The sequence below is a fragment of the Pseudomonas sp. S2_A02 genome, assembly GCF_054668495.1.
Genome location: NZ_CP162776.1, coordinates 6,281,853 through 6,298,850 on the forward strand (window position 1 = coordinate 6,281,853; position 16,998 = coordinate 6,298,850).

22 protein-coding genes, 1 tRNA gene and 1 pseudogene are annotated in these 16,998 nt (G+C 47.6%); 8 read left to right on the top strand and 16 right to left on the bottom strand.

Annotation, left to right across the window (positions count from 1 at the left end; translation table 11 throughout):
- Positions 1 to 276 precede the first annotated feature (276 nt).
- Entirely contained in the window at positions 277 to 471 is a 195-nt protein-coding gene (locus AB4O41_RS28795; protein WP_460145643.1) for an AbrB/MazE/SpoVT family DNA-binding domain-containing protein, read from the bottom strand.
- Positions 472 to 719: 248 nt separating this feature from the next.
- A complete protein-coding gene (locus AB4O41_RS28800) occupies positions 720 to 1,619 on the bottom strand; it encodes a LysR family transcriptional regulator (protein WP_460145645.1) in 900 nt (299 codons plus the stop codon).
- A 139-nt stretch (positions 1,620 to 1,758) separates the two neighbouring features.
- Here AB4O41_RS28800 and AB4O41_RS28805 point away from each other — a divergent pair, with 139 nt between their 5' ends.
- On the top strand, positions 1,759 to 2,373 hold the full coding sequence (locus AB4O41_RS28805) for an FMN-dependent NADH-azoreductase (protein ID WP_460145646.1): 615 nt from the start codon (positions 1,759 to 1,761) through the stop codon (positions 2,371 to 2,373).
- 103 nt (positions 2,374 to 2,476) lie between these two features.
- On the opposite strand, the gene AB4O41_RS28810 is transcribed toward AB4O41_RS28805, so the two are convergent.
- Positions 2,477 to 2,911 carry a type II toxin-antitoxin system HicB family antitoxin gene (locus AB4O41_RS28810; RefSeq protein WP_460145647.1) on the bottom strand — a complete coding sequence of 145 codons (435 nt, stop codon included), beginning with the start codon at positions 2,909 to 2,911 and terminating at the stop codon, positions 2,477 to 2,479.
- Between the two features lie 95 nt (positions 2,912 to 3,006).
- On the bottom strand, positions 3,007 to 3,216 hold the full coding sequence (locus tag AB4O41_RS28815) for a hypothetical protein (RefSeq protein ID WP_460145648.1): 210 nt from the start codon (positions 3,214 to 3,216) through the stop codon (positions 3,007 to 3,009).
- 857 nt (positions 3,217 to 4,073) lie between these two features.
- Here AB4O41_RS28815 and AB4O41_RS28820 point away from each other — a divergent pair.
- The 3 genes from AB4O41_RS28820 to AB4O41_RS28830 all read left to right on the top strand — a co-directional run bounded on the left by AB4O41_RS28820 (position 4,074) and on the right by AB4O41_RS28830 (position 6,211).
- Positions 4,074 to 4,694 carry a hypothetical protein gene (locus AB4O41_RS28820; protein ID WP_460145649.1) on the top strand — a complete coding sequence of 207 codons (621 nt, stop codon included), beginning with the start codon at positions 4,074 to 4,076 and terminating at the stop codon, positions 4,692 to 4,694.
- Positions 4,695 to 4,774: 80 nt separating this feature from the next.
- Complete coding sequence (locus AB4O41_RS28825) at positions 4,775 to 5,638, top strand: hypothetical protein (protein WP_460145650.1); 864 nt, start codon at positions 4,775 to 4,777, stop codon at positions 5,636 to 5,638.
- A gap of 18 nt (positions 5,639 to 5,656) precedes the next feature.
- Positions 5,657 to 6,211 (top strand): DUF2971 domain-containing protein, encoded by a 555-nt coding sequence (locus AB4O41_RS28830; protein ID WP_460145651.1) that lies wholly within the window; start codon positions 5,657 to 5,659, stop codon positions 6,209 to 6,211.
- A 397-nt stretch (positions 6,212 to 6,608) separates the two neighbouring features.
- Here AB4O41_RS28830 and AB4O41_RS28835 read toward each other — a convergent pair whose 3' ends face one another.
- On the bottom strand, positions 6,609 to 7,034 hold the full coding sequence (locus AB4O41_RS28835; protein WP_460145653.1) for a helix-turn-helix domain-containing protein: 426 nt from the start codon (positions 7,032 to 7,034) through the stop codon (positions 6,609 to 6,611).
- Positions 7,035 to 7,178: 144 nt separating this feature from the next.
- Here AB4O41_RS28835 and AB4O41_RS28840 point away from each other — a divergent pair, with 144 nt between their 5' ends.
- On the top strand, positions 7,179 to 7,628 hold the full coding sequence (locus tag AB4O41_RS28840; RefSeq protein ID WP_460145655.1) for a hypothetical protein: 450 nt from the start codon (positions 7,179 to 7,181) through the stop codon (positions 7,626 to 7,628).
- Positions 7,629 to 7,662: 34 nt separating this feature from the next.
- Positions 7,663 to 8,112 carry a hypothetical protein gene (locus AB4O41_RS28845; protein ID WP_460145656.1) on the top strand — a complete coding sequence of 150 codons (450 nt, stop codon included), beginning with the start codon at positions 7,663 to 7,665 and terminating at the stop codon, positions 8,110 to 8,112.
- Between the two features lie 367 nt (positions 8,113 to 8,479).
- Here AB4O41_RS28845 and AB4O41_RS28850 read toward each other — a convergent pair whose 3' ends face one another.
- From AB4O41_RS28850 to AB4O41_RS28865, 4 genes are all read right to left on the bottom strand, one after another.
- Complete coding sequence (locus AB4O41_RS28850; protein WP_460145657.1) at positions 8,480 to 8,737, bottom strand: hypothetical protein; 258 nt, start codon at positions 8,735 to 8,737, stop codon at positions 8,480 to 8,482.
- Between the two features lie 35 nt (positions 8,738 to 8,772).
- The gene (locus AB4O41_RS28855) at positions 8,773 to 10,212 is read right to left on the bottom strand and encodes a hypothetical protein (protein WP_460145658.1); all 1,440 of its coding nucleotides are present in this window, start codon (positions 10,210 to 10,212) and stop codon (positions 8,773 to 8,775) included.
- The gene (locus tag AB4O41_RS28860; RefSeq protein WP_460145659.1) at positions 10,193 to 10,564 is read right to left on the bottom strand and encodes a plasmid mobilization protein; all 372 of its coding nucleotides are present in this window, start codon (positions 10,562 to 10,564) and stop codon (positions 10,193 to 10,195) included. Before AB4O41_RS28860 ends, AB4O41_RS28855 begins: the two co-directional genes overlap by 20 nt.
- A 121-nt stretch (positions 10,565 to 10,685) precedes the next feature.
- Entirely contained in the window at positions 10,686 to 10,853 is a 168-nt protein-coding gene (locus AB4O41_RS28865; protein WP_460145660.1) for a hypothetical protein, read from the bottom strand.
- A 490-nt stretch (positions 10,854 to 11,343) separates the two neighbouring features.
- On the opposite strand from AB4O41_RS28865, the gene AB4O41_RS28870 reads away from it, so the two are divergent.
- Positions 11,344 to 11,697, top strand: coding sequence for a hypothetical protein (locus AB4O41_RS28870; protein WP_460145661.1), 354 nt, complete (start codon positions 11,344 to 11,346; stop codon positions 11,695 to 11,697).
- 531 nt (positions 11,698 to 12,228) lie between these two features.
- On the opposite strand, the gene AB4O41_RS28875 is transcribed toward AB4O41_RS28870, so the two are convergent.
- The 7 genes and pseudogenes from AB4O41_RS28875 to AB4O41_RS28905 form a co-directional block, all read right to left on the bottom strand.
- Positions 12,229 to 13,185, bottom strand: coding sequence for a hypothetical protein (locus tag AB4O41_RS28875; RefSeq protein WP_460148465.1), 957 nt, complete (start codon positions 13,183 to 13,185; stop codon positions 12,229 to 12,231).
- 80 nt (positions 13,186 to 13,265) lie between these two features.
- A pseudogene (locus AB4O41_RS28880) lies at positions 13,266 to 13,478 on the bottom strand (replication endonuclease); the annotation flags it as partial.
- 117 nt (positions 13,479 to 13,595) lie between these two features.
- Positions 13,596 to 14,165, bottom strand: coding sequence for a hypothetical protein (locus AB4O41_RS28885; RefSeq protein WP_460145662.1), 570 nt, complete (start codon positions 14,163 to 14,165; stop codon positions 13,596 to 13,598).
- 146 nt (positions 14,166 to 14,311) lie between these two features.
- Positions 14,312 to 14,851 (bottom strand): site-specific integrase, encoded by a 540-nt coding sequence (locus AB4O41_RS28890; RefSeq protein ID WP_460145663.1) that lies wholly within the window; start codon positions 14,849 to 14,851, stop codon positions 14,312 to 14,314.
- Positions 14,852 to 14,903: 52 nt separating this feature from the next.
- Positions 14,904 to 15,293 carry a site-specific integrase gene (locus AB4O41_RS28895; RefSeq protein ID WP_460145665.1) on the bottom strand — a complete coding sequence of 130 codons (390 nt, stop codon included), beginning with the start codon at positions 15,291 to 15,293 and terminating at the stop codon, positions 14,904 to 14,906.
- A gap of 85 nt (positions 15,294 to 15,378) precedes the next feature.
- On the bottom strand, positions 15,379 to 16,266 hold the full coding sequence (locus AB4O41_RS28900) for a DUF6538 domain-containing protein (protein WP_460145667.1): 888 nt from the start codon (positions 16,264 to 16,266) through the stop codon (positions 15,379 to 15,381).
- A 111-nt stretch (positions 16,267 to 16,377) separates the two neighbouring features.
- Positions 16,378 to 16,465: transfer RNA gene (locus AB4O41_RS28905), tRNA-Ser, on the bottom strand.
- A gap of 123 nt (positions 16,466 to 16,588) precedes the next feature.
- On the opposite strand from AB4O41_RS28905, the gene AB4O41_RS28910 reads away from it, so the two are divergent.
- Positions 16,589 to 16,998 (top strand): Bax inhibitor-1 family protein (locus AB4O41_RS28910; RefSeq protein ID WP_460145668.1); only part of this gene is annotated, 410 nt, incomplete at its 3' end.

Below are 16,998 nucleotides of genomic sequence, written 5' to 3' on the forward strand. Positions count from 1 at the left end.
GGTGTGTTGACCCGTCCCGAGCTATCCCGGCGGGTCACCGGGTAGTTGGCTCGGTTCATCTGCTTCGGAGTAGTCATCCTGACCCTGCATCGACAGGCTGCATAAGAGGAGGGCTGCTACCCGTAGATGATCCTGAATGATAGGCGTCAGATGCCACCTGCAGTTTGCTTAGGCATGCAGCGGTTTCAGGTGCGGGTACGCACATGCTAGCGAGACCGTCGGCACGCGGGTCAACTTGGCATCGGCGTCAACAGCTCCGGGTGAGTAGTAGGTAGATCACATTGCGATAGGGGTCGAAGTTTGAGGTGTTTTTGATAGGACGAGGCAGCGCGTGTTGCCGACAAATGCCTCTATCAAATACAGCGTGTCGCCAACATCAAGCTCCAATTCCTGCAACGCCTCATCGGGAATTCGGATTGCACCGTCACCATCCCATTCTTCGATGACGATTTTCATAAATGGCTTTCTCACGTGTGGTGTCCATTGCTTTGAGTCGGCAATGGTAACGTGTTTTTGCTTATAGGCTCAGAGCGCAGCGAGCAACGTTCGAGTTGCACACGCTCAGAGGTACTGTAAGCGGACAGGCATCACACCTTGGCTTGCGAAACACGCACAGACGATCACGACCCGGGCAGTCCCTGCACAATCGGTTCGATGAACCGCATCAGCCCTTGGCCAACGGGATAACCAAAGCGCTGATGTTAGTCGTCTTCGTATCATCACATGCACAGACGACGGGTCAGATCGTTCAGAAGCCATCGGCCTGCTTTCCCTAAAGCGCGATTTTGCATGTGCGCTGCGTAGATCGTAAGTGAGTCTGGTGTGCGCTGAAGTTCGGCGGTTAACTCAAGCGGCAGGAGGCGTCCTGAGGCCAGATGATCCGCAATCAAATGTTCTGGCATTCGGCACCAACCGAACCCGGCGAGTAAAAAATCCAGCCGCCGTGCCAAATCTACAAACCGCCACTGGTGAATGCCCGTCACCCCATAGCTAGGGCCGTCAGGAGAAACAGGATCGGAAAGTACCAGTTGCACATAAGGCTTGAGGTCTGCACTTGTTGCCAGACGGCCTAACATGGCCAAGGGATGCCCGCTGGCTACTACTGCCCTCAAGTCGACGCTGAGCAGCGGCCGTGCGGTGACATCGTCGGGCACTGTCGGAATCAACGTGCAAAGCGCCAGTGCCGCATCGCCGGTGCGCAATCGGCGTTCTGCGCCACCTAAGCCTTCTGTAGAAAAACTCACTGCCAGATGCGGAAAAGCCTCACGGAGAGCGCGCAGGCTTTCGATGAGCGGTGCGCTAGGGACTAAAGGGTCTATTGCAAGAGCCAACTCCGGCTCAACCCCTGCTGCCGTGCTTGCGGCCATTGCTTCAAACTGAGCAGCGCTTGCCAGCACTGCGCGTGCTTGAACCACTAGCACTCTACCCACCTCAGTGAGTGTTGGACGATGGCCGCTGCGATCAAACAGCCTCACACCTTGAACTGACTCAAGTGTGGAAATCGACTGGCTAATGGCAGATTGAGCACGCCGCAGGTGACGTCCCGTTGCCGAGAAACTGCCTGTATCAGCAATGGTTACAAGGATCCGCAACTGATCCAAGCTGAGATTTCCGATCATGACCCATCACTTAAACAGATGGATTCAATCATATTTACATCACTCCTGCGTAGAGATCGCATTGGGTAGAGTGTGTCGCACATCGCTTAAAGCGACAACGCAAAACATACCGCCGCGTCACCGCGCAGGAGTTACTTTCATGTCCAGGCTTCTCTCCATTGAAACCAGCCCACGTGGGGATGCTTCAATCTCCCGGCAACTCACTCGCCGATTTTTGGCTGCGTGGGAAGCTGCACACCCTAAGGGCGCCATCAAAATACGGGATCTAGCGGACACTTCGCTAACGTTCGTGACGGCCCCCTGGTTACAGGCTTACTTCACTCCGGAAATCCAACATTCGCCTGAAATGAAAGCCGTGTTGCAGCTATCCGATGAGCTTGCGGCCGAGTTGCTGGGAACCGATCACGTGGTTATTTCAACGCCGGTCTACAACTATAACGTCCCTGCGGCGCTCAAGGCGTGGGTGGATCACGTGGTACGTAAAGGCCTGACGTTGGGCTTTGATGGTAAAGGGCTGGTGACCGGTAAAAAGGCAACGGTGCTGCTCGCCTCGGGAGGTGTATACACCAACGACTCCCCGATTAGAGACCGTGATATTGCGACCCAATATTTGAAACTGATACTGAACGTCCTGGGTATCACTGACGTCACCTTTATTGCGGCCGGCGGCGCTAAAGCTGTAGATCTCGGAGACATCGGCATGCACGATTTTCTAGATACATTTGATCATCAAATTCAACAGTCGCTGGTTTAGAAAGCAATTCTCATAGCCCATACGATTCTGCTCAATCGACCTCGTGTGGTTAAACAGACAAGCACTCGAAACTCTTGCACTCTCCATTCCGGATGTATTTGACCTAGCGGATGTGGTACGGCTGCACGGTTACCAAGAGGCGTAAGTCAAAAGCTTTCAAAGCCGCTTCTAATTGTTCAATCTTTGATGTGTGTAAAAAGTCCACTAGGCGATCACCCAGGGCCTGGTGCACGCCGAGCAACCGGCACAAGTCAGCCTTGCGCATATCTCGCTCCATCATGGCGTTCCATAGCGCGATCTTCGCCACGGTTACCGCTGGCAAGCGGACTACGTGCTCACCAGCCTCCGGCGCAGACGCTACTGGTATGACTCGTCGCTGATCAACGTAAATGGATAGGGTTGTCTCGATCGCGTCCAAGGCTTCGCTGATTGCGCTCTCCCGATCATCGCCATAGCTATTGAGCTCTGGAAGGTCGCGGCAAAACGTGGCAAGTCCTGGAGCACTGTCTTCCTCGAAGCGGATTGCATAGTCGTGCATGGTTACTCCTCGGAGTAATCGCAGTAATTTCACTCGCGCGCGTCGGTAGGCACGTGAGAACGTCCTTCAGGTAGGCATACGGACCATGGGGTAGATCACTCCGGTGCCATTAGCATCGCTAGAGTCATGGTGACGAACTCCTCGTTCTTGCTGATCGTTTCCAGGGCACCGCGCACGTTGTCGGCGACGTCAGCCGAGCCGCGGGCTTCGACCCAACTCGAAAGCTCCATGATGGCGGCTTCGAGGGCGAGTTGGGTTTCGTTGATCTTGTACAGCAGGGAGGGGGATAGGTCTGAATGTGGCATCGCAAATCCTCTGTTTTGAGGACAGCGTAGCATCGCGTTACATGAAGGATGTTTAATGATCGGCAGGACGCCGGAGGAGGGCGAAAATTGGAAAGTTTTGTAACGGTTACCAAATAGTTTTGTAACGCATGCTAAAAACAAGGGGTGCCGCTCAAACCCCAGAAACAACAAAGCCCTGAATAATCAGGGCTTTGTCGGTACAAATATGGCGGAGGCGATGGGATTCGAACACCTCTGCCATAAAAAATAAAAACCCTTTAAAATCAATTGCGTAGCGCTCGTAAAAAGCAAGGTGTGACCACAATTGTGCCCACATCTGTGGGTCGAAAACGGACCAATACTACGCCTCGATTGGCCTAATCATCAAGCACCAGCGTGACGGAACAAATGACAGCTAATGGCGCTGCCAAAGAATGACTACGACTTTTTTCCTACGGCTGTTTTTCTGCTGACTAGGGAGCCGGGAAATTCACCCTTCCGAATGCCAAGGTGCGTATTTGCATCGCACTCGACCAGAATTTGCATCACCATTGCCTAGTCAATTGCATTCGTGCTGACCAACCGTTTGCATTCGACTTGACCAGTACATGCCGTAGTAACGACCAGCAGAGAAACCAAAAGTGAACGGTGGACACGGTAATGGCAAATGGGTAGCATCGCTGAACTGCTTTTGACTCTAAAGGGCAGCAGGGCTTGCCGTCATCTACGTCGCGTTTCTCCCTGAGCGATGTCGCATTTGCCGCGACCATCTCTAAGCTAGACAAGGACTTACAGGACGACAAGGAATGTTATACGACACGCCATTCGCGATAAGAAGCGCGACATGGAATGTCACCTAATGGTAGTTAGGCCCTTGCATGAAGATCCTAAGAACCACCGATATTCCAGATGACGCTATTGAGGCTTTCAAGGCTGAGCTGTCTGAAGATTTCGCCGTTGAAGTTGATTCCAGCCTTTACGAGTTCAAATCCGTAGATCCACCGTCGTGGATCAAGCTTGTGGGCGACCTTTCTTGGTGGCAGCAAGGCTTAATGGCTTATGCAGCTCTTTACGTTGCGGAGATCGTAAAAGAGTCTGCTAAAGACTCATGGCGTGGTCGCGCTAAAGCAATCTCAGCGGTCGTAGCAGCAGGTACAAAAATTAAACGCCTCGTGGGAGCTATAGGGCAATTGGGGCGCAAGCTTAAGAGCAAAACCGAGATCGTTCTCTTCATCCCTATACCAAACGAATACTTTGGCACTAGCCTACGGCTATCAAAAGCTGATGCTGAGCTATCCGAGATAGAAATAGCTTTATTTATCTATCACTTGCCGCAGTTATCGGCACTAATCACTAGTCACTCCTCCAGTGACGTTCATCCATCTACTGGTTATTTCTTGAAGCTGCGGGATGACGCCGGCATGGAAGTGCTGTGGTACGACAGTCAAACTATTCAAAAGCACAGCGTTGTCCTGTCACTTAATGCAGGTAAGGTCTAACAAGCGGTGCAAATCGCTCGCTTCGCTTTTTGGGACCGCCTATTGCGGGCCATTAACCTAAACGTTATGTGTCTTAAGTTATGAAAAATTTTGAAAAGTTCTTTGAGCGAATTGAACGGGTTGAGCGAATTACAGCTCCTATACGGCAGATAACCAAACGCTTAAATATGGCCATACCGCCATATATTCAAAGGCATAATGAGGTCATGCAATCCGCTGTTAAACAAATCTCCACGGCTTATCAGCCATTATTTAAGCAAGTTAACACCGCTCTCGCAAAAGTGTTAGAGGCGGCGCAGCGCTGGCAAGAAGCACGGAAAGAAGATGTAACAGTGATGGCAGAGAACGGCTGGTATCCAAACTGGTTTACTTTCTTCTACACGCCCGAAACAGAACCAAGCTCAATCGATGAGCTAATGAGTATGCACTTAAATGAAAATTGGGAAGACATAACACAAAAAATACTGGGGCTCTGCCAAAATCGTACGCACATATTAGAAGCCGCTTTTGATCTGCACAAGTCAGGAAATTATATAGCTTCCATACCGTTATTTCTTGCTCAGGCCGACGGGATTTGCTGTGAGTCATTGAAAAGCTTTCTGTTTGCCGAGAATAAAACTGAGGAAAAAATAAAGGCGCTAGTGGACAGTGGACAGATCGAAACAAGTATACTGACGGATGTGTTTCTAGAGCCGTTCAAGCTAAAAAATCACCACAACGTTGGAATATCGAAAAGCACCCCCCAGACTAAAAGCAAAGCCCCAAATAGAAACGGCATAGTTCATGGTCATCGAAAGCACTTGGATTACGGCACAGAAATAAATTCTCTGAAATGCTTTTCTTTATTGAGTTTTATTACATATTCAACCAAAGAGATCATAAGCAGCACAAACGATCCAAGTCGTTCGTTTCGCTCACCGGGGCCGCATTCCGCGGCCCCTTAACTTGACGTTAGGCCCCGAATGCCGACACCGTTGCGTCTCTATAAGTATGAACCGCTCACAGTGCGGACTTTGCAGAATATCAAAGGGCAGATCTTGTACTTTGGATCGCCGTTATCCTTCAATGATCCGTACGACTGCGCACTCACGCCCAACATCAAGTCACCGACAAACGAAGAAACGGAGGCTGTGCGGGCTGCCTATCTATCTCAAGAGAGGATCACCGACCAAGCGCGGCGCGAGTTCAAGACGAAGACCACTCAGGAACTACGCGAGATGCTGCTGCGCGCAGCGCATGATGCGATCAAACAAGCAACTGACGCATTCCTTAAGAATCGCGGGGTCACCTGCTTCTCTGAGAGAAACGACGATCTACTGATGTGGTCGCACTATGGAAGTCAATATCGAGGAATCTGTCTTGAGTTTGATACAAGATTCGAACCATTCTCCAGAGTAAAGCCTGTAAGGTATTTGTCGACCCTCCCTCAACTTGATGTCGCGAGCATCCTACTGAACAAAGAGTTCGACCACGTGGCCGAACTCTTCTTGTACAAAGTCGAAACCATGGTGCTATGAAAATGAATGGCGAGCGCTGCATAGCGTAGCGGGAACTCAGTACATCTATCCTGTCGAAGCACTTAAAGGCGTCTACTTTGGCCCCGATATTGACAAGGAGTCATTAGAAATTGTGTGCCTTGTCCTGGCAGGTCAGGAACGAAAGCGTCCGCCTTTACCAAGGCTCCAGAAGCACAACTGAGTTCCGAGTCCTTTTGAAGAGTTCACCTATACGTCGTATTTGCGGGCGAAAAAGTTGGGGCTGAGAGAATGAAAGGGAACTCAGGCCTCATGTAGTCGAGAACTGAGCTTTCCATTGAGCGGTAACCTCCCAAGCCGGTGGTTGCCGCTCATGTAGAGCTGACGCACTCCAATCACTTAAGATTATTCCATCAAGTTCCGGATCATCTCGTGAGGGTCAGCCCCAAGTAGTTGGCACACCTCTCAAAAACTCAATTACATCCAGCCTGCGTTCTCCTCGCTCGTATTTCGACACGAATGACTGTGGTTTGCTCAAACGCTCGGAGAGCATTGTTTGTGTGAGTCCTGCTTTCTTGCGCGCGTCAAAAAGGTGCTTAAGCAATAGCTGATAGGAATCTGAATAGGTCGAGGTCACTTGGGGGCGTCGTGAGTGGGCTGACCTACTTAATAATCCTGAAAAAGGATTATCCCAAAACGGGTTTTTGTGCGATGATTGCGTATGGCCATCATTGGCGATAGGCCTGGGCAACCGCTGTGAGCTGATGACAATTAGCGCGGCGGCTTCTCCTAAGCATCCGGCTACAGATTCGACATCCGGACGTGAATAAGGGTGATTCGGTGCTATTCCATTTAAAGGCATCATTGAAAATAACTGCTTACCTGGCTCCCATTTTTATCGGGGTACTGGTGGTCCCGTCCCCGGCATCTGCTGATGCTTGCGATATCTTGGCGGGTAAAGCTGCCCCCTCATGTCGTGCGAAGGCTACTAGCATGGGAGGCACCATCTTTGGTAATTGGATTCGCACCAAAACCGGAAACGGCTACTCAGCCAAGCCGGGGAAAAAAAGGTTACTTCAGCTCCGCGATGACGCCTGCCATCGGAACATTGGGTGTTCCCAATTATGGAAATCCTCGGCTATCAATCTCATGTTTCATCGGTGAGCGCGCCATGAATCTTGAGGCTTTGCCCTACATGCTTGGGTTTGCAAACGGAAACCACAAGGTTTTCGATCTGACATTCAAAATCGACCGCAAGCCAGAGTTCACCGAAACATGGTCGCTAGACTTGAAGCGAGCCGAGTTACAAGCCCCTATTGGTAGTAGGCTCGCAACTTCCCTCCAGGGAGCGCGTGATTTGGTGATCACTACCAAAGGTATTGTGGGTCGAAAATCACCTGTCGGGTACGTTTTTAAAGTCGAGGGGTTCGATAAAGTGAATGCGTTGCTTTGCAAGTAAGTAACAACAGACGTCAGTATGCATTGGGGGTAATATGGCACTCGTGATTTGTGATGGCTTAATCGAAGAAATCGGGTTTGGGAGTTATGATCAAGGCGAAAGAACGCTTTCGTTTGTGAAGATAAATGGTAAGCGTATTAAAAATGTAAGTTGCAATGATTATACTCGATCATTTCTGAAAGTCGGTGCGAAGGTAAAGTTAGCACTCGTTCGTAGAGTTTTTGGAACGCACACTCTTTATGCGATTCAGCTTGAAGATGGTGAAGTGATCAGTGAGAGCAGGGCATGGCCGATTTTTTTGGTTTGCATGTTTGGACTTGCCATTGCGCTGTTGATGAGTCCTTTCTTTATCGTGATTTTGAAAGCTACACACTCAATATTAATGTCAGTCGTTGTATTTGCTCTGATTGGACTCAGCGCAGCATATTTAATATTAAAGGATCATTTCAAGGCGCGGCTTGCGTTTGGTGACCCTTCAAGTTAATTGGTATTTACCTTATTAAACCTCACAGAAAGCGTTACAATCACAACTAAGGAAGAAACGTTAGATCGTATGAAAACACTTAAATCTCTGCTGGCAGTCGCTTTCCTTGGCCTGGGCTATATTGCCTTCGGTAGGTTGTTCCGGTCGCCCAATCAGCGCGGCACAAGCCTATGCTGGTGCGGATGAACTTGATCCGGCGAACAAAGGCGTTGCGACCGACCCTCGCAACAAGATGGCTGAGCACGGTCGATAATACATAGCGTGACTGTAAAGCGCACAGCCCTGCCTGTTGACGGGGCTTTTTTTATTCGATGATTTCCAGGCGCGATTAGCTTTTGGTTTCGAGATCTAGTGAGAGGTCTATCGCTTAGAACTGAACGGGCGGGCTCGGGGATTTTGTTCTACTAACTTCCGAAGTTGTGACTTTTCTATGGAAGTAATTGTTGTTTACTCCGATTTCTTCCAGAGGTGGCAGCTCTTGGGGATGCAAGCTTTTCTGCATAGCTTCCGCGATGAGCCTAAACGACTCGCGAAGTTCATCCAAAAGCTTCAGTTGTCGTTCAAAAATATCATCAACTCCCTTTGCAAACTCAGCAACACTTACTTCTAATGGAACGCTTGTCATATCGCACACCTTTTCTTGTTATTATATTGTCGGACTTAACGCAGCTCAGATTGGAGAATAACCGCCGCTATTCTTTTATTCGCTGCTTCTATTTGTCTCAATTTGTTGTTCAGTGATCCGAATTCAGATCTTTTTTTATTTACGATCTTATCAGCTTCAGAATCACCACTATCCATACTTCCATTCACGGCACCAATGTCAGCTGGTGTGGGGGGGACTGAAGAGTATTCTGAGGGAAAAACCACTATGGGGATTAAGTTTGGTTGCTTAGCCAATGTAGCAGCTTCAGTTCCGATCTTATCGAGTGTAGCTCCATCCAAAGTAAGTCCAGAGCCATGCATAGTTGTGTAATTTTCATCATAACCTCTGAGGTCCGAATCTCTAACGGTGCGACTGTTTCCTTTACCAGATTGGATTAATTTATGGTCCCTACGATGCAAGCTATTAGCGTGAGGAACATCACTGATAGTAGAGAGTTTACGATCATACAGACCCTTGAAAGACGTAAGTGAAGCGCGCCCAAATGATTGTGATACTTGATTGTCTTCTTTAGCTCTAACAGTTGCGAGTATTTTTTTGAAGCGCTCTTCGACAAAAGTTCGACGTTCGCTGACTGCTTGTTTATATCTTGCAGCAACTGCTGGTTTTGCAAGAAAAGCTTTTCGTTTTGCGCTTTCTGCTTTTGTACTTCCAAACTGAGTGTTGCTAGTGAATTTGGCATCGTATATTTCTCCTTTGAATTTAAATGCTTTTTCATGTCCAGGTGGCTTCATAGATATGTAGTTGCTACCTATGCGCGTAATCTCGAATCCAGCTTTTTTTGATAGTTCCAATAGTTCTGTTCTGCTTTCAATAACTCCATCGATTACCGCCTGTTTAAAAACGCTGTGCAGTTTCTCACGCGTGTATTTTTCTCCATCTGGTAACCATTGAGGGAGCTTAATTACTCTAGTTCTTAGTGGGTCTCTTGGATCATCGAGGCCGTACTTCACATTTACAACGTCAACGAACGCGTCCATCTGTTCGAATTTCTTCTTGCCTGGAGGAGCAGGGTTCCAAGCTCGGTCTATCTCATAATTGCAGCGTGGTGTGACGTAGTGCATTTCGAGACGGCCAAGATGCATCTGAGCAACGATAAGAATGTGCCGGTGCTCTTCTCTGATGCCAGCAAAGAGCATGTCCTTGAAGCGTGACGTAATGTCATAAATGGCTTCCTCGAAGCGAGTCCCCTCCAGCGCCTTGAGACGCTCTGCATCGGCCTCAGTGAATGACAGAACGCCGCTTGTGTATTTGTGCACGTAAGGAAGAGCGTCAATCATCCGGACCATCGTCTGCGGATCACCCTCAATCACTTCAGGCAGCGGATCGCGCTTGTACCAGGCACCTTTCTCCTTGTCGTATGCCTGCGCGCCCAAAAAGTATTCAACTGGCCCTGCACCGCCTCCGGTGCCGTATTTACTGAAGCCGTGCAGCATTCGGCTCCCCCAGTACGATGTCTCTGAGCTTCAGCATCTCGCCTTCGATAACGATCAGAACCCGGAGTATCAAGTCGGTATCCGAAGCGGCTTTGTGGTAATTGCAGTGCTTCGCAATAATGTTGAGCTGAGCGCCAAGTTTATTGACGGCAGCCGTTAGTTTCAGAATCTCGGTCGTGTTTTCTGGTTTGGACGAAACCGTAATCCTGATTTTCGAGTGCAGTGCGCTTTGGATTAATAGCTGAGAGACGGACATATACGCCTCCTCCGCCTTTTCCTTGAGGATTTGCTTCAGCTCTGATGTTACTCGGATCTCAATCCGCTCAGACGTGTTGCGGCTTTCAATTTTCATGGTTTACCCGTTTTTTATTGTTTTTATAGGGGCATGGGGAACCCCATTTGTAGGGGTCCTAGGGTGAAACCCTAGCGAGGCATCACGAACCGTACGTAGTACGGGCAGTGAGTAGCCTTGTTCATGAAGATAACGCCTCATCTCGATTTCTTTTTTCTGCCCGGTATTTTCGCGACCGCTGTGCTGCTGACATAGGCTCGCCGAACAAGGCTTTTCTTCCGGGCTTTAATTTTGGATATAGAACATCAAACATGTCTATGGTTTCTTTGTCTTTCAAGTCTTTGGCCATAATCTTTTAGCTCTTATTATTTTTATGATCTTATTATATCACCATTTTCGTCATATTATTTGCTGCGACTATTGTTTGTATGGTTGACATAGAGCCCTGCTATCGATTTCTTAGTTGCAGATAAAAGTTTTCATTGGGCATTTAAAGTTTAGGCTCCTATATTGAGTCATCTAATAAGGGGGTAGGTAATGAGCGCGATAGTTCCCGGATTGAATATAGAGTTGATCGATGATCGTTACCTCTGCACGTTTTCCGTGGCTAAAGAGTTATTTGTTGTCACGGGCAATTTATTGATAGTAAAAAGGTTTTGTGAGATTTTACTGAGTAAGGAGATGGCGGACAGTGGTCTAAAGCCATTACCTGGGGGCTGAGCAGTAAGCTCAAGGGCTTCGTGGTGCGAACGCTCGTTCTGGATGGGTTTTATTCTCGAAGGGTGCGTGAGGTCGTTTCCCTTATTCGGCGAGAATCCAACGTTCGGGAGCTGCGACCGGTGAATGTGGAATTCGAAGCGAATCCACCGTTCACGTTGGCTGAGACACGCCGTAGTCTTTTAACAACACGAGCAGATGTCTATGCTTTCATTGCTGGAATGTGTGGGGTTGGCATGCATACCACCGGCGAACTGCACCTCACGGATCTGAAGGCGTCGGAGAAAGCCGTGAATGATTGGTGGGATCAGATGATAGTGGCTCAGGAATTGTGTACGGAGATGCGCGATTTTATCGGCCTTTGCCCGGCCACTACTCCACACGTCACACGGCTGTTGAGGGAGGTTCTCGCGACGGATCGAGAGCTTTTCCGGATGGTCAGCGACTATAAGTCTCATATGACCCTGAGTACCTGAGTGTGTCGCAATGCTCTTATTGTAGAGCACCTCAGCGACGGGTGGCCGGGCTTTCGGCCACCTGTTGCTGTGGTGCTATCGGGGGGCAGGGGAGAAGCCCCCAGAGGTGTTTGCATCGATGTATAGATGAAATAAATTGTTTGTGTGATTGACATAGATCTTATCAATGTCAATGGCTGATTTGATCCGAACATTCAATTGGCAATCTCTGAAAACGGTTACTAGCATAGGCATCAGAAATCAGGAGTATTAAGGAAGTGAGAGCTGCCTTGACCGCTGAATAAGTGGTTTAGAAATTCGCACCGCCGCATAGGTGGTTTAGAAATGAAAAAGCAGTACTCTCACTTCACTTAATGCTCTTCATCGTAATCGCGATCTAGCATGGTCTTTACATGACCATGCTTTTTGTGCGTGTCGCACTGATGTCGAAGTTGAACACGCTCAGTGGAATTCCTGTAGGTAAAAAACCGCCCATACTGGTCGAATTCGCCCAGCGGAGTGGGCGGTAACTGTCAGTGTCTTTGACAATGTTTACCAGTTTGACAAAAGAGCTAAGATTTCGTCTTTGTCTAATGGTGGTTTGTGAATTGGCATGGCCGGAACGTCAATGTAATTGACATTATATCGTCTGGTGTTTGTCTCTTTGACAATCTTGAGTAGGTCAGAAGCTGTGGGGCGTTTATCATTCGCCCCTTGTGGGCGGTAAGCTTTACTTGGATCACTATAAATAACTGTAACTAATGCGTCTTCATGCTCTTTAAAATAATCGCTATCTACATCGTCGTCATTTGCTGCATGCATACTCATCCTAAAAGTTTCTCGTTCCAAGTTGTCAAGCTCTTCATCCATCGCTCTGCTGTCTCTTATTGCAGCAAGAATGGGGGCGGAATCGTACAGCTTCATCACTTCTGATTCTATAAAGTCGGGCAGACTGGTGTGTATTTCATAGCGGGGAAGCTCATATATGTAGTCGCAAGAAAATTGTATCCCTGTGACCCGCAGTGCGGTTTCCCCAAATCTGTTAACATACTGTTCTTTCACTAATCGTATTTTATCAGTGAAAGTATTTACTAAGTTTTTGAAACCGAGCAGGTTTCTTCCGTTCTTGTTTCGTGTGCCGTCGTTATACATTCTGCATGCAATTAGGGTGGTTCTGACAATGTCACTTTCGAATGTGTCAATGTGTTCTTGTATTTTGTTGATGAGACGGTATTTTGTTAGCGCGTTGCCTACGCCAAAGCATTGATATTGTCTGATTCTCTGCGCTTTTAGGGCCGCGCTTACTCGCGCAGCATGAACCAAATCGGACTGATCCAGTTCGAGCCGCTCATTGTCATAATCATCTCCCTTGAGTTTCTCGTGATTGAATTGGGAACTGTCAACTGCTTTTGCGATATATTTGAAAATATAGCTGGCCGCATTACCTTTGGATTTGTCGATAGTTCTATAATCCCATTGATTGTAATTTGGGAATATCTGATTTGCCAAATCACAAAAGGTCGAAAAAATTCTGGAGTAGTAAATACCATGAGATGCCAGTGAGCGCAGCCATCCTTATGCATTTCTACAGTGCGTAGACCAAAGAAAGTGGTCGTGGAAAGTGGAATACCTGCTTTTGCTAACCTTGCACGAAGCATTTTCCAGCCATTCTGAATGTAGGTATGAGCATTTCTAATATTCGACTGGTCGTAGCTGCGCTTGCCCATCAACGGGTTTGGATGAAAGTTCGCTGGGGCGGTGAATGTAATGAAATACCCGGTAAACCCAGCGTCATCAGCCATTTGTTCAATGTTTTTGTAAGGTGATAAAGTCTGCTGAATTTTTGTAGTTCTTGGTTTTTGCTAAATCTGCAAGCGTAATTAACTGATCAGTGTGTTTTCCACTGATGTACATTTTTTTCAGGGTTTCTTCTGTGATTTCCTGTTGCTGCTTACGAAAAGCGAGTGTTCTGTCTGAACAATAGGGTTGGTTGGTCGTGCCACCAACCTGCGCGAAATAGCTTCTTCATTAATGCGTTCTTCATTCGCGATCTTCACCAGCTGTCTTTTTACGGCGCGAAAATCACAGGCGCGTTTTATGGCTTGCGGTGTGGGCAACGCAAAAGAAATTCCTCGTTTAGATTCATTGCTTTCATTGATATGTAAGTTTTTAACAAAGGACTCCTGGCGTGCTGCCAGCTCTTGCGGTGTAATCAGATTGAGCATCTCAATAAAGTTCAATCGGTCTATTTCACGGCTGTTAGCCAGTACGATATCGTTTGTGATCCCCGCTATCTGCTGTGGATTGCACAAGCGTAATCCGAGTGGCTTATTGTTGGACGGAGCTTCAGGGAGAATTCCATCTGACAGCAGAGATATCTCTTCGTCTGTGAATAGGCGACTTGCAATAAGCTTTTGCTTTGAATCTTCATCGATTAGCAGGTGCTGGATATTGGAAGCGGTTGGTGGGTGGATTGGGTTGAGGTTCATAAGGTCTATTTATTGTTTTCATTATTGTAACCTATTCTGTGATGTTTATTTTTCTGGGATGCTTGAAATATTTTAATTATTAAGTAATGGAAAAGGCGCTGTGTAAGCGCCTTTTCAGTAGTATTTTGCTGGTGGTATTATTGATATTAAATTAAATTAATTGAAATTTTTTCATTTTGCTTTATTTGTAGGTTGGCTTGATCTTTAGTCGGGCGAGCTTTTGGTCGTGGCCCTCTCTTGAATCTCGCGACGCTATGGGTAATTAACGTCTTGTAGCGTCTGTAGAATGATGCATAGTTCATCACATTCATCTCACTTCCATACGAAATTCTACTGATGACCTCCAGTTTTCGTTCAAGTGTATGAATTCCGTAATCGTCAGAAGTGTTTCTAAGCTTCGCAGCATGCCCGGTAATTGATTCGATAAGCGTTTCGGTGTTCTTACTATCTAAATTAATAATGGCTTCATTGCGTAGCTTGGTGATTAGCGTGTGCCTGAATGAGTGAAAATTCTTTTTATCATTGGCCATCTGGTGGATGCCTAAGTGATGAAGATATCCACCAGGGCCGTCCAGTCTGCAAAAAAACTGTGTAGCAAGTGCTCCGTAATGGCCTTTTTCTTTCCAGCTTAATCCATCCCAAAGCTTCTTTTCTTTAGAAGCTTTTCTTTGCGCGACGTAATCCAAAAAACCTATTTCAATGAGTTTCGGATGGATGGGTATTTTTCTTTTACTTGGCTCATTTTTTTAGTGATCGGGAGCCAGGAACATTCGAATCAATGTCTCCTTCGATTTTGATATGTGGATATGGGCTATCTGTGACTATGTCATCTACGTCTAACTGAGCAAGCTCGTTTATGCGGCAGCCTGTGAATGCGCCCAAAAACGGAAAAAAGTACTGATAGGGGAATACTGTCCTGATATTCCGCGATTTCTCTTTGCTGTATAAATAGCTGTCGAATATTTTCGCGATTTCATCATCTGTGAAAGGGGCTGCATTATCCTCATCATCGTGTTTTTCGGTTTTTGTTTTAGCGTTTATCAACGAGCCGAGTGAGGCTTTATCAACCTTATTCAAATCCAAATTAATGTAATTGTTCTGATTTGCAAATGCGAGAAGTGTATTCAACCTGATGGCGTGCTTTACTATCGTTTCGAGTGCTAGCGTTTTTTCCGGGTCTAAAGTGATCAGGTCATCACGAGTAGTGTAGCGCTTAGTGGTCCCTTTGCTTTTTTTTAACGTTAGCAGGTCTTTGTAAAAGAAATTTAATTCGATCTAAGGTCAGCTCGCAAACGCTAAGGCCATCGAGCAGGATATCGAATTTTTCGGCGTATCTATAATACTCCCCGTTCGTCGAGTTTTGGCGGTTTAGCGATTTAACTAGCTCTGAAGCAAGCTCTTCTTCGTGAAGTTGAAGGAAACTTACATGCTTAGTTGGCGTTGGCAAGGACATCAAGTTCACTTGATGGGGCGTCGTCAATACGAGCGTTGATTCAGGAACTCGATTGGCTTTGATTTTTTGAACTTGCTTCTGCCAGAGTTGCATGAATTCACTTTTAAATTTCCGTTTGTAAGCTATTAGCTCACCTTCGTCTAACGGTGTTTGTCTGTCAGTTTCATCGTCGGGTTCCAGATATTCCATAGCTAAGCGCATCGAGTGAACGAGCGCTCGGACTTCGGTGGATTTAATGCCCTCACTCTCCATCAGCGAGGCGTTGAGGTGATGCTTAACGAAATTCGCATACTCCTGAAGCCTGATGGATGTGATTTGCTCCGCATTGATGTTTTTTATCCATGAAATTAGCTGCTTTAGCTGGGTTTCGGCCGTCTTCAATTGTGAAGATCGCTCGTCGAATTCGGCCTCCCCACGTGCTATGTCCTGTTCAAGGATGTGCAACTGCTCAGAATCTGTCATATGGCCGGTCATTTGTTCGAACAAAAAATGATAGAGGCCAGCACGATTGACTGCTTCGCGGCGGCTGTCTGTTTTTAGATTGACTCTAATCTCGCTGATCCTTAGCGCACGACGAAGCCGCACAGGAAGGCGTGCACGAAAATAATACGAATTGCGAATGAGCGAAAGGCGAGGGTGTCGTGACATGGCAGCAGCTCCGGAGGTCAGGGGCTGTGGTCACAACTGTGCACACGGATGTGTGCTTCTTGAATTTCAGAAACGAAAAAGCCCTTGAAAATCAAGGGCTTATTCTAAAGATGGCGGAGGCGATGGGATTCGAACTCATGGACCTGTTACAGTCGACGGTTTTCAAGACCGTTGCCTTAAACCACTCGGCCACACCTCCGTTTGCGTTGCGGGCGCCATAATACCTGAATGAAACACACTGTCAAACTCTCTGCGTAGCTTGTTACAGGGCGTCTGTTATGATCTTTGCGACTGAACGTTTCAAACCAACAGGAGTGTCGCCATGCGCGAACAGGATTACGCAGTTAATAACAGCGTGCAGGCTGAGCAGCTAGAGGTTAGCCGCGTCCTGCGCAACACTTACGGCTTACTCGCTCTCACCCTCGCATTCAGCGGCGTGATGGCGTTTGTCGCGCAGCAGATGCGTGTCGGCTACCCGAATATCTTCGTGGTGCTGATTGGCTTCTACGGCCTTTTCTTTCTCACCAACAAACTCCGTGACTCGGCGTGGGGCCTGGTTTCTGCGTTCGCGCTGACCGGTTTCATGGGTTTCCTGCTCGGCCCTATCCTCAATCGTTACCTGGGTATGCAGGGCGGCGCTGAGGTGGTCAGTTCGGCCTTCGCGATGACTGCGCTGGTGTTTGGTGGTCTGTCGGCTTACGTGCTGATTACCCGCAAGGACATGAGCTTCCT

Excerpts from the sequence above, each read along its gene's own strand:
- AB4O41_RS28835 (WP_460145653.1), bottom strand. The coding sequence starts at position 7,034 with ATGATGCCTTTAAATGGAATAGCACCGAATCACCCTTATTCACGTCCG.
- AB4O41_RS28800 (WP_460145645.1), bottom strand. The coding sequence starts at position 1,619 with ATGATCGGAAATCTCAGCTTGGATCAGTTGCGGATCCTTGTAACCATT.
- AB4O41_RS28830 (WP_460145651.1), top strand. The coding sequence starts at position 5,657 with ATGCCGACACCGTTGCGTCTCTATAAGTATGAACCGCTCACAGTGCGG.
- AB4O41_RS28855 (WP_460145658.1), bottom strand. The coding sequence starts at position 10,212 with ATGCTGCACGGCTTCAGTAAATACGGCACCGGAGGCGGTGCAGGGCCA.
- AB4O41_RS28865 (WP_460145660.1), bottom strand. The coding sequence starts at position 10,853 with ATGGCCAAAGACTTGAAAGACAAAGAAACCATAGACATGTTTGATGTT.
- AB4O41_RS28860 (WP_460145659.1), bottom strand. The coding sequence starts at position 10,564 with ATGAAAATTGAAAGCCGCAACACGTCTGAGCGGATTGAGATCCGAGTA.
- AB4O41_RS28885 (WP_460145662.1), bottom strand. The coding sequence starts at position 14,165 with ATGAACCTCAACCCAATCCACCCACCAACCGCTTCCAATATCCAGCAC.
- AB4O41_RS28825 (WP_460145650.1), top strand. The coding sequence starts at position 4,775 with ATGAAAAATTTTGAAAAGTTCTTTGAGCGAATTGAACGGGTTGAGCGA.
- AB4O41_RS28845 (WP_460145656.1), top strand. The coding sequence starts at position 7,663 with ATGGCACTCGTGATTTGTGATGGCTTAATCGAAGAAATCGGGTTTGGG.
- AB4O41_RS28820 (WP_460145649.1), top strand. The coding sequence starts at position 4,074 with ATGAAGATCCTAAGAACCACCGATATTCCAGATGACGCTATTGAGGCT.
- AB4O41_RS28850 (WP_460145657.1), bottom strand. The coding sequence starts at position 8,737 with ATGACAAGCGTTCCATTAGAAGTAAGTGTTGCTGAGTTTGCAAAGGGA.
- AB4O41_RS28805 (WP_460145646.1), top strand. The coding sequence starts at position 1,759 with ATGTCCAGGCTTCTCTCCATTGAAACCAGCCCACGTGGGGATGCTTCA.
- AB4O41_RS28815 (WP_460145648.1), bottom strand. The coding sequence starts at position 3,216 with ATGCCACATTCAGACCTATCCCCCTCCCTGCTGTACAAGATCAACGAA.
- AB4O41_RS28900 (WP_460145667.1), bottom strand. The coding sequence starts at position 16,266 with ATGTCACGACACCCTCGCCTTTCGCTCATTCGCAATTCGTATTATTTT.
- AB4O41_RS28810 (WP_460145647.1), bottom strand. The coding sequence starts at position 2,911 with ATGCACGACTATGCAATCCGCTTCGAGGAAGACAGTGCTCCAGGACTT.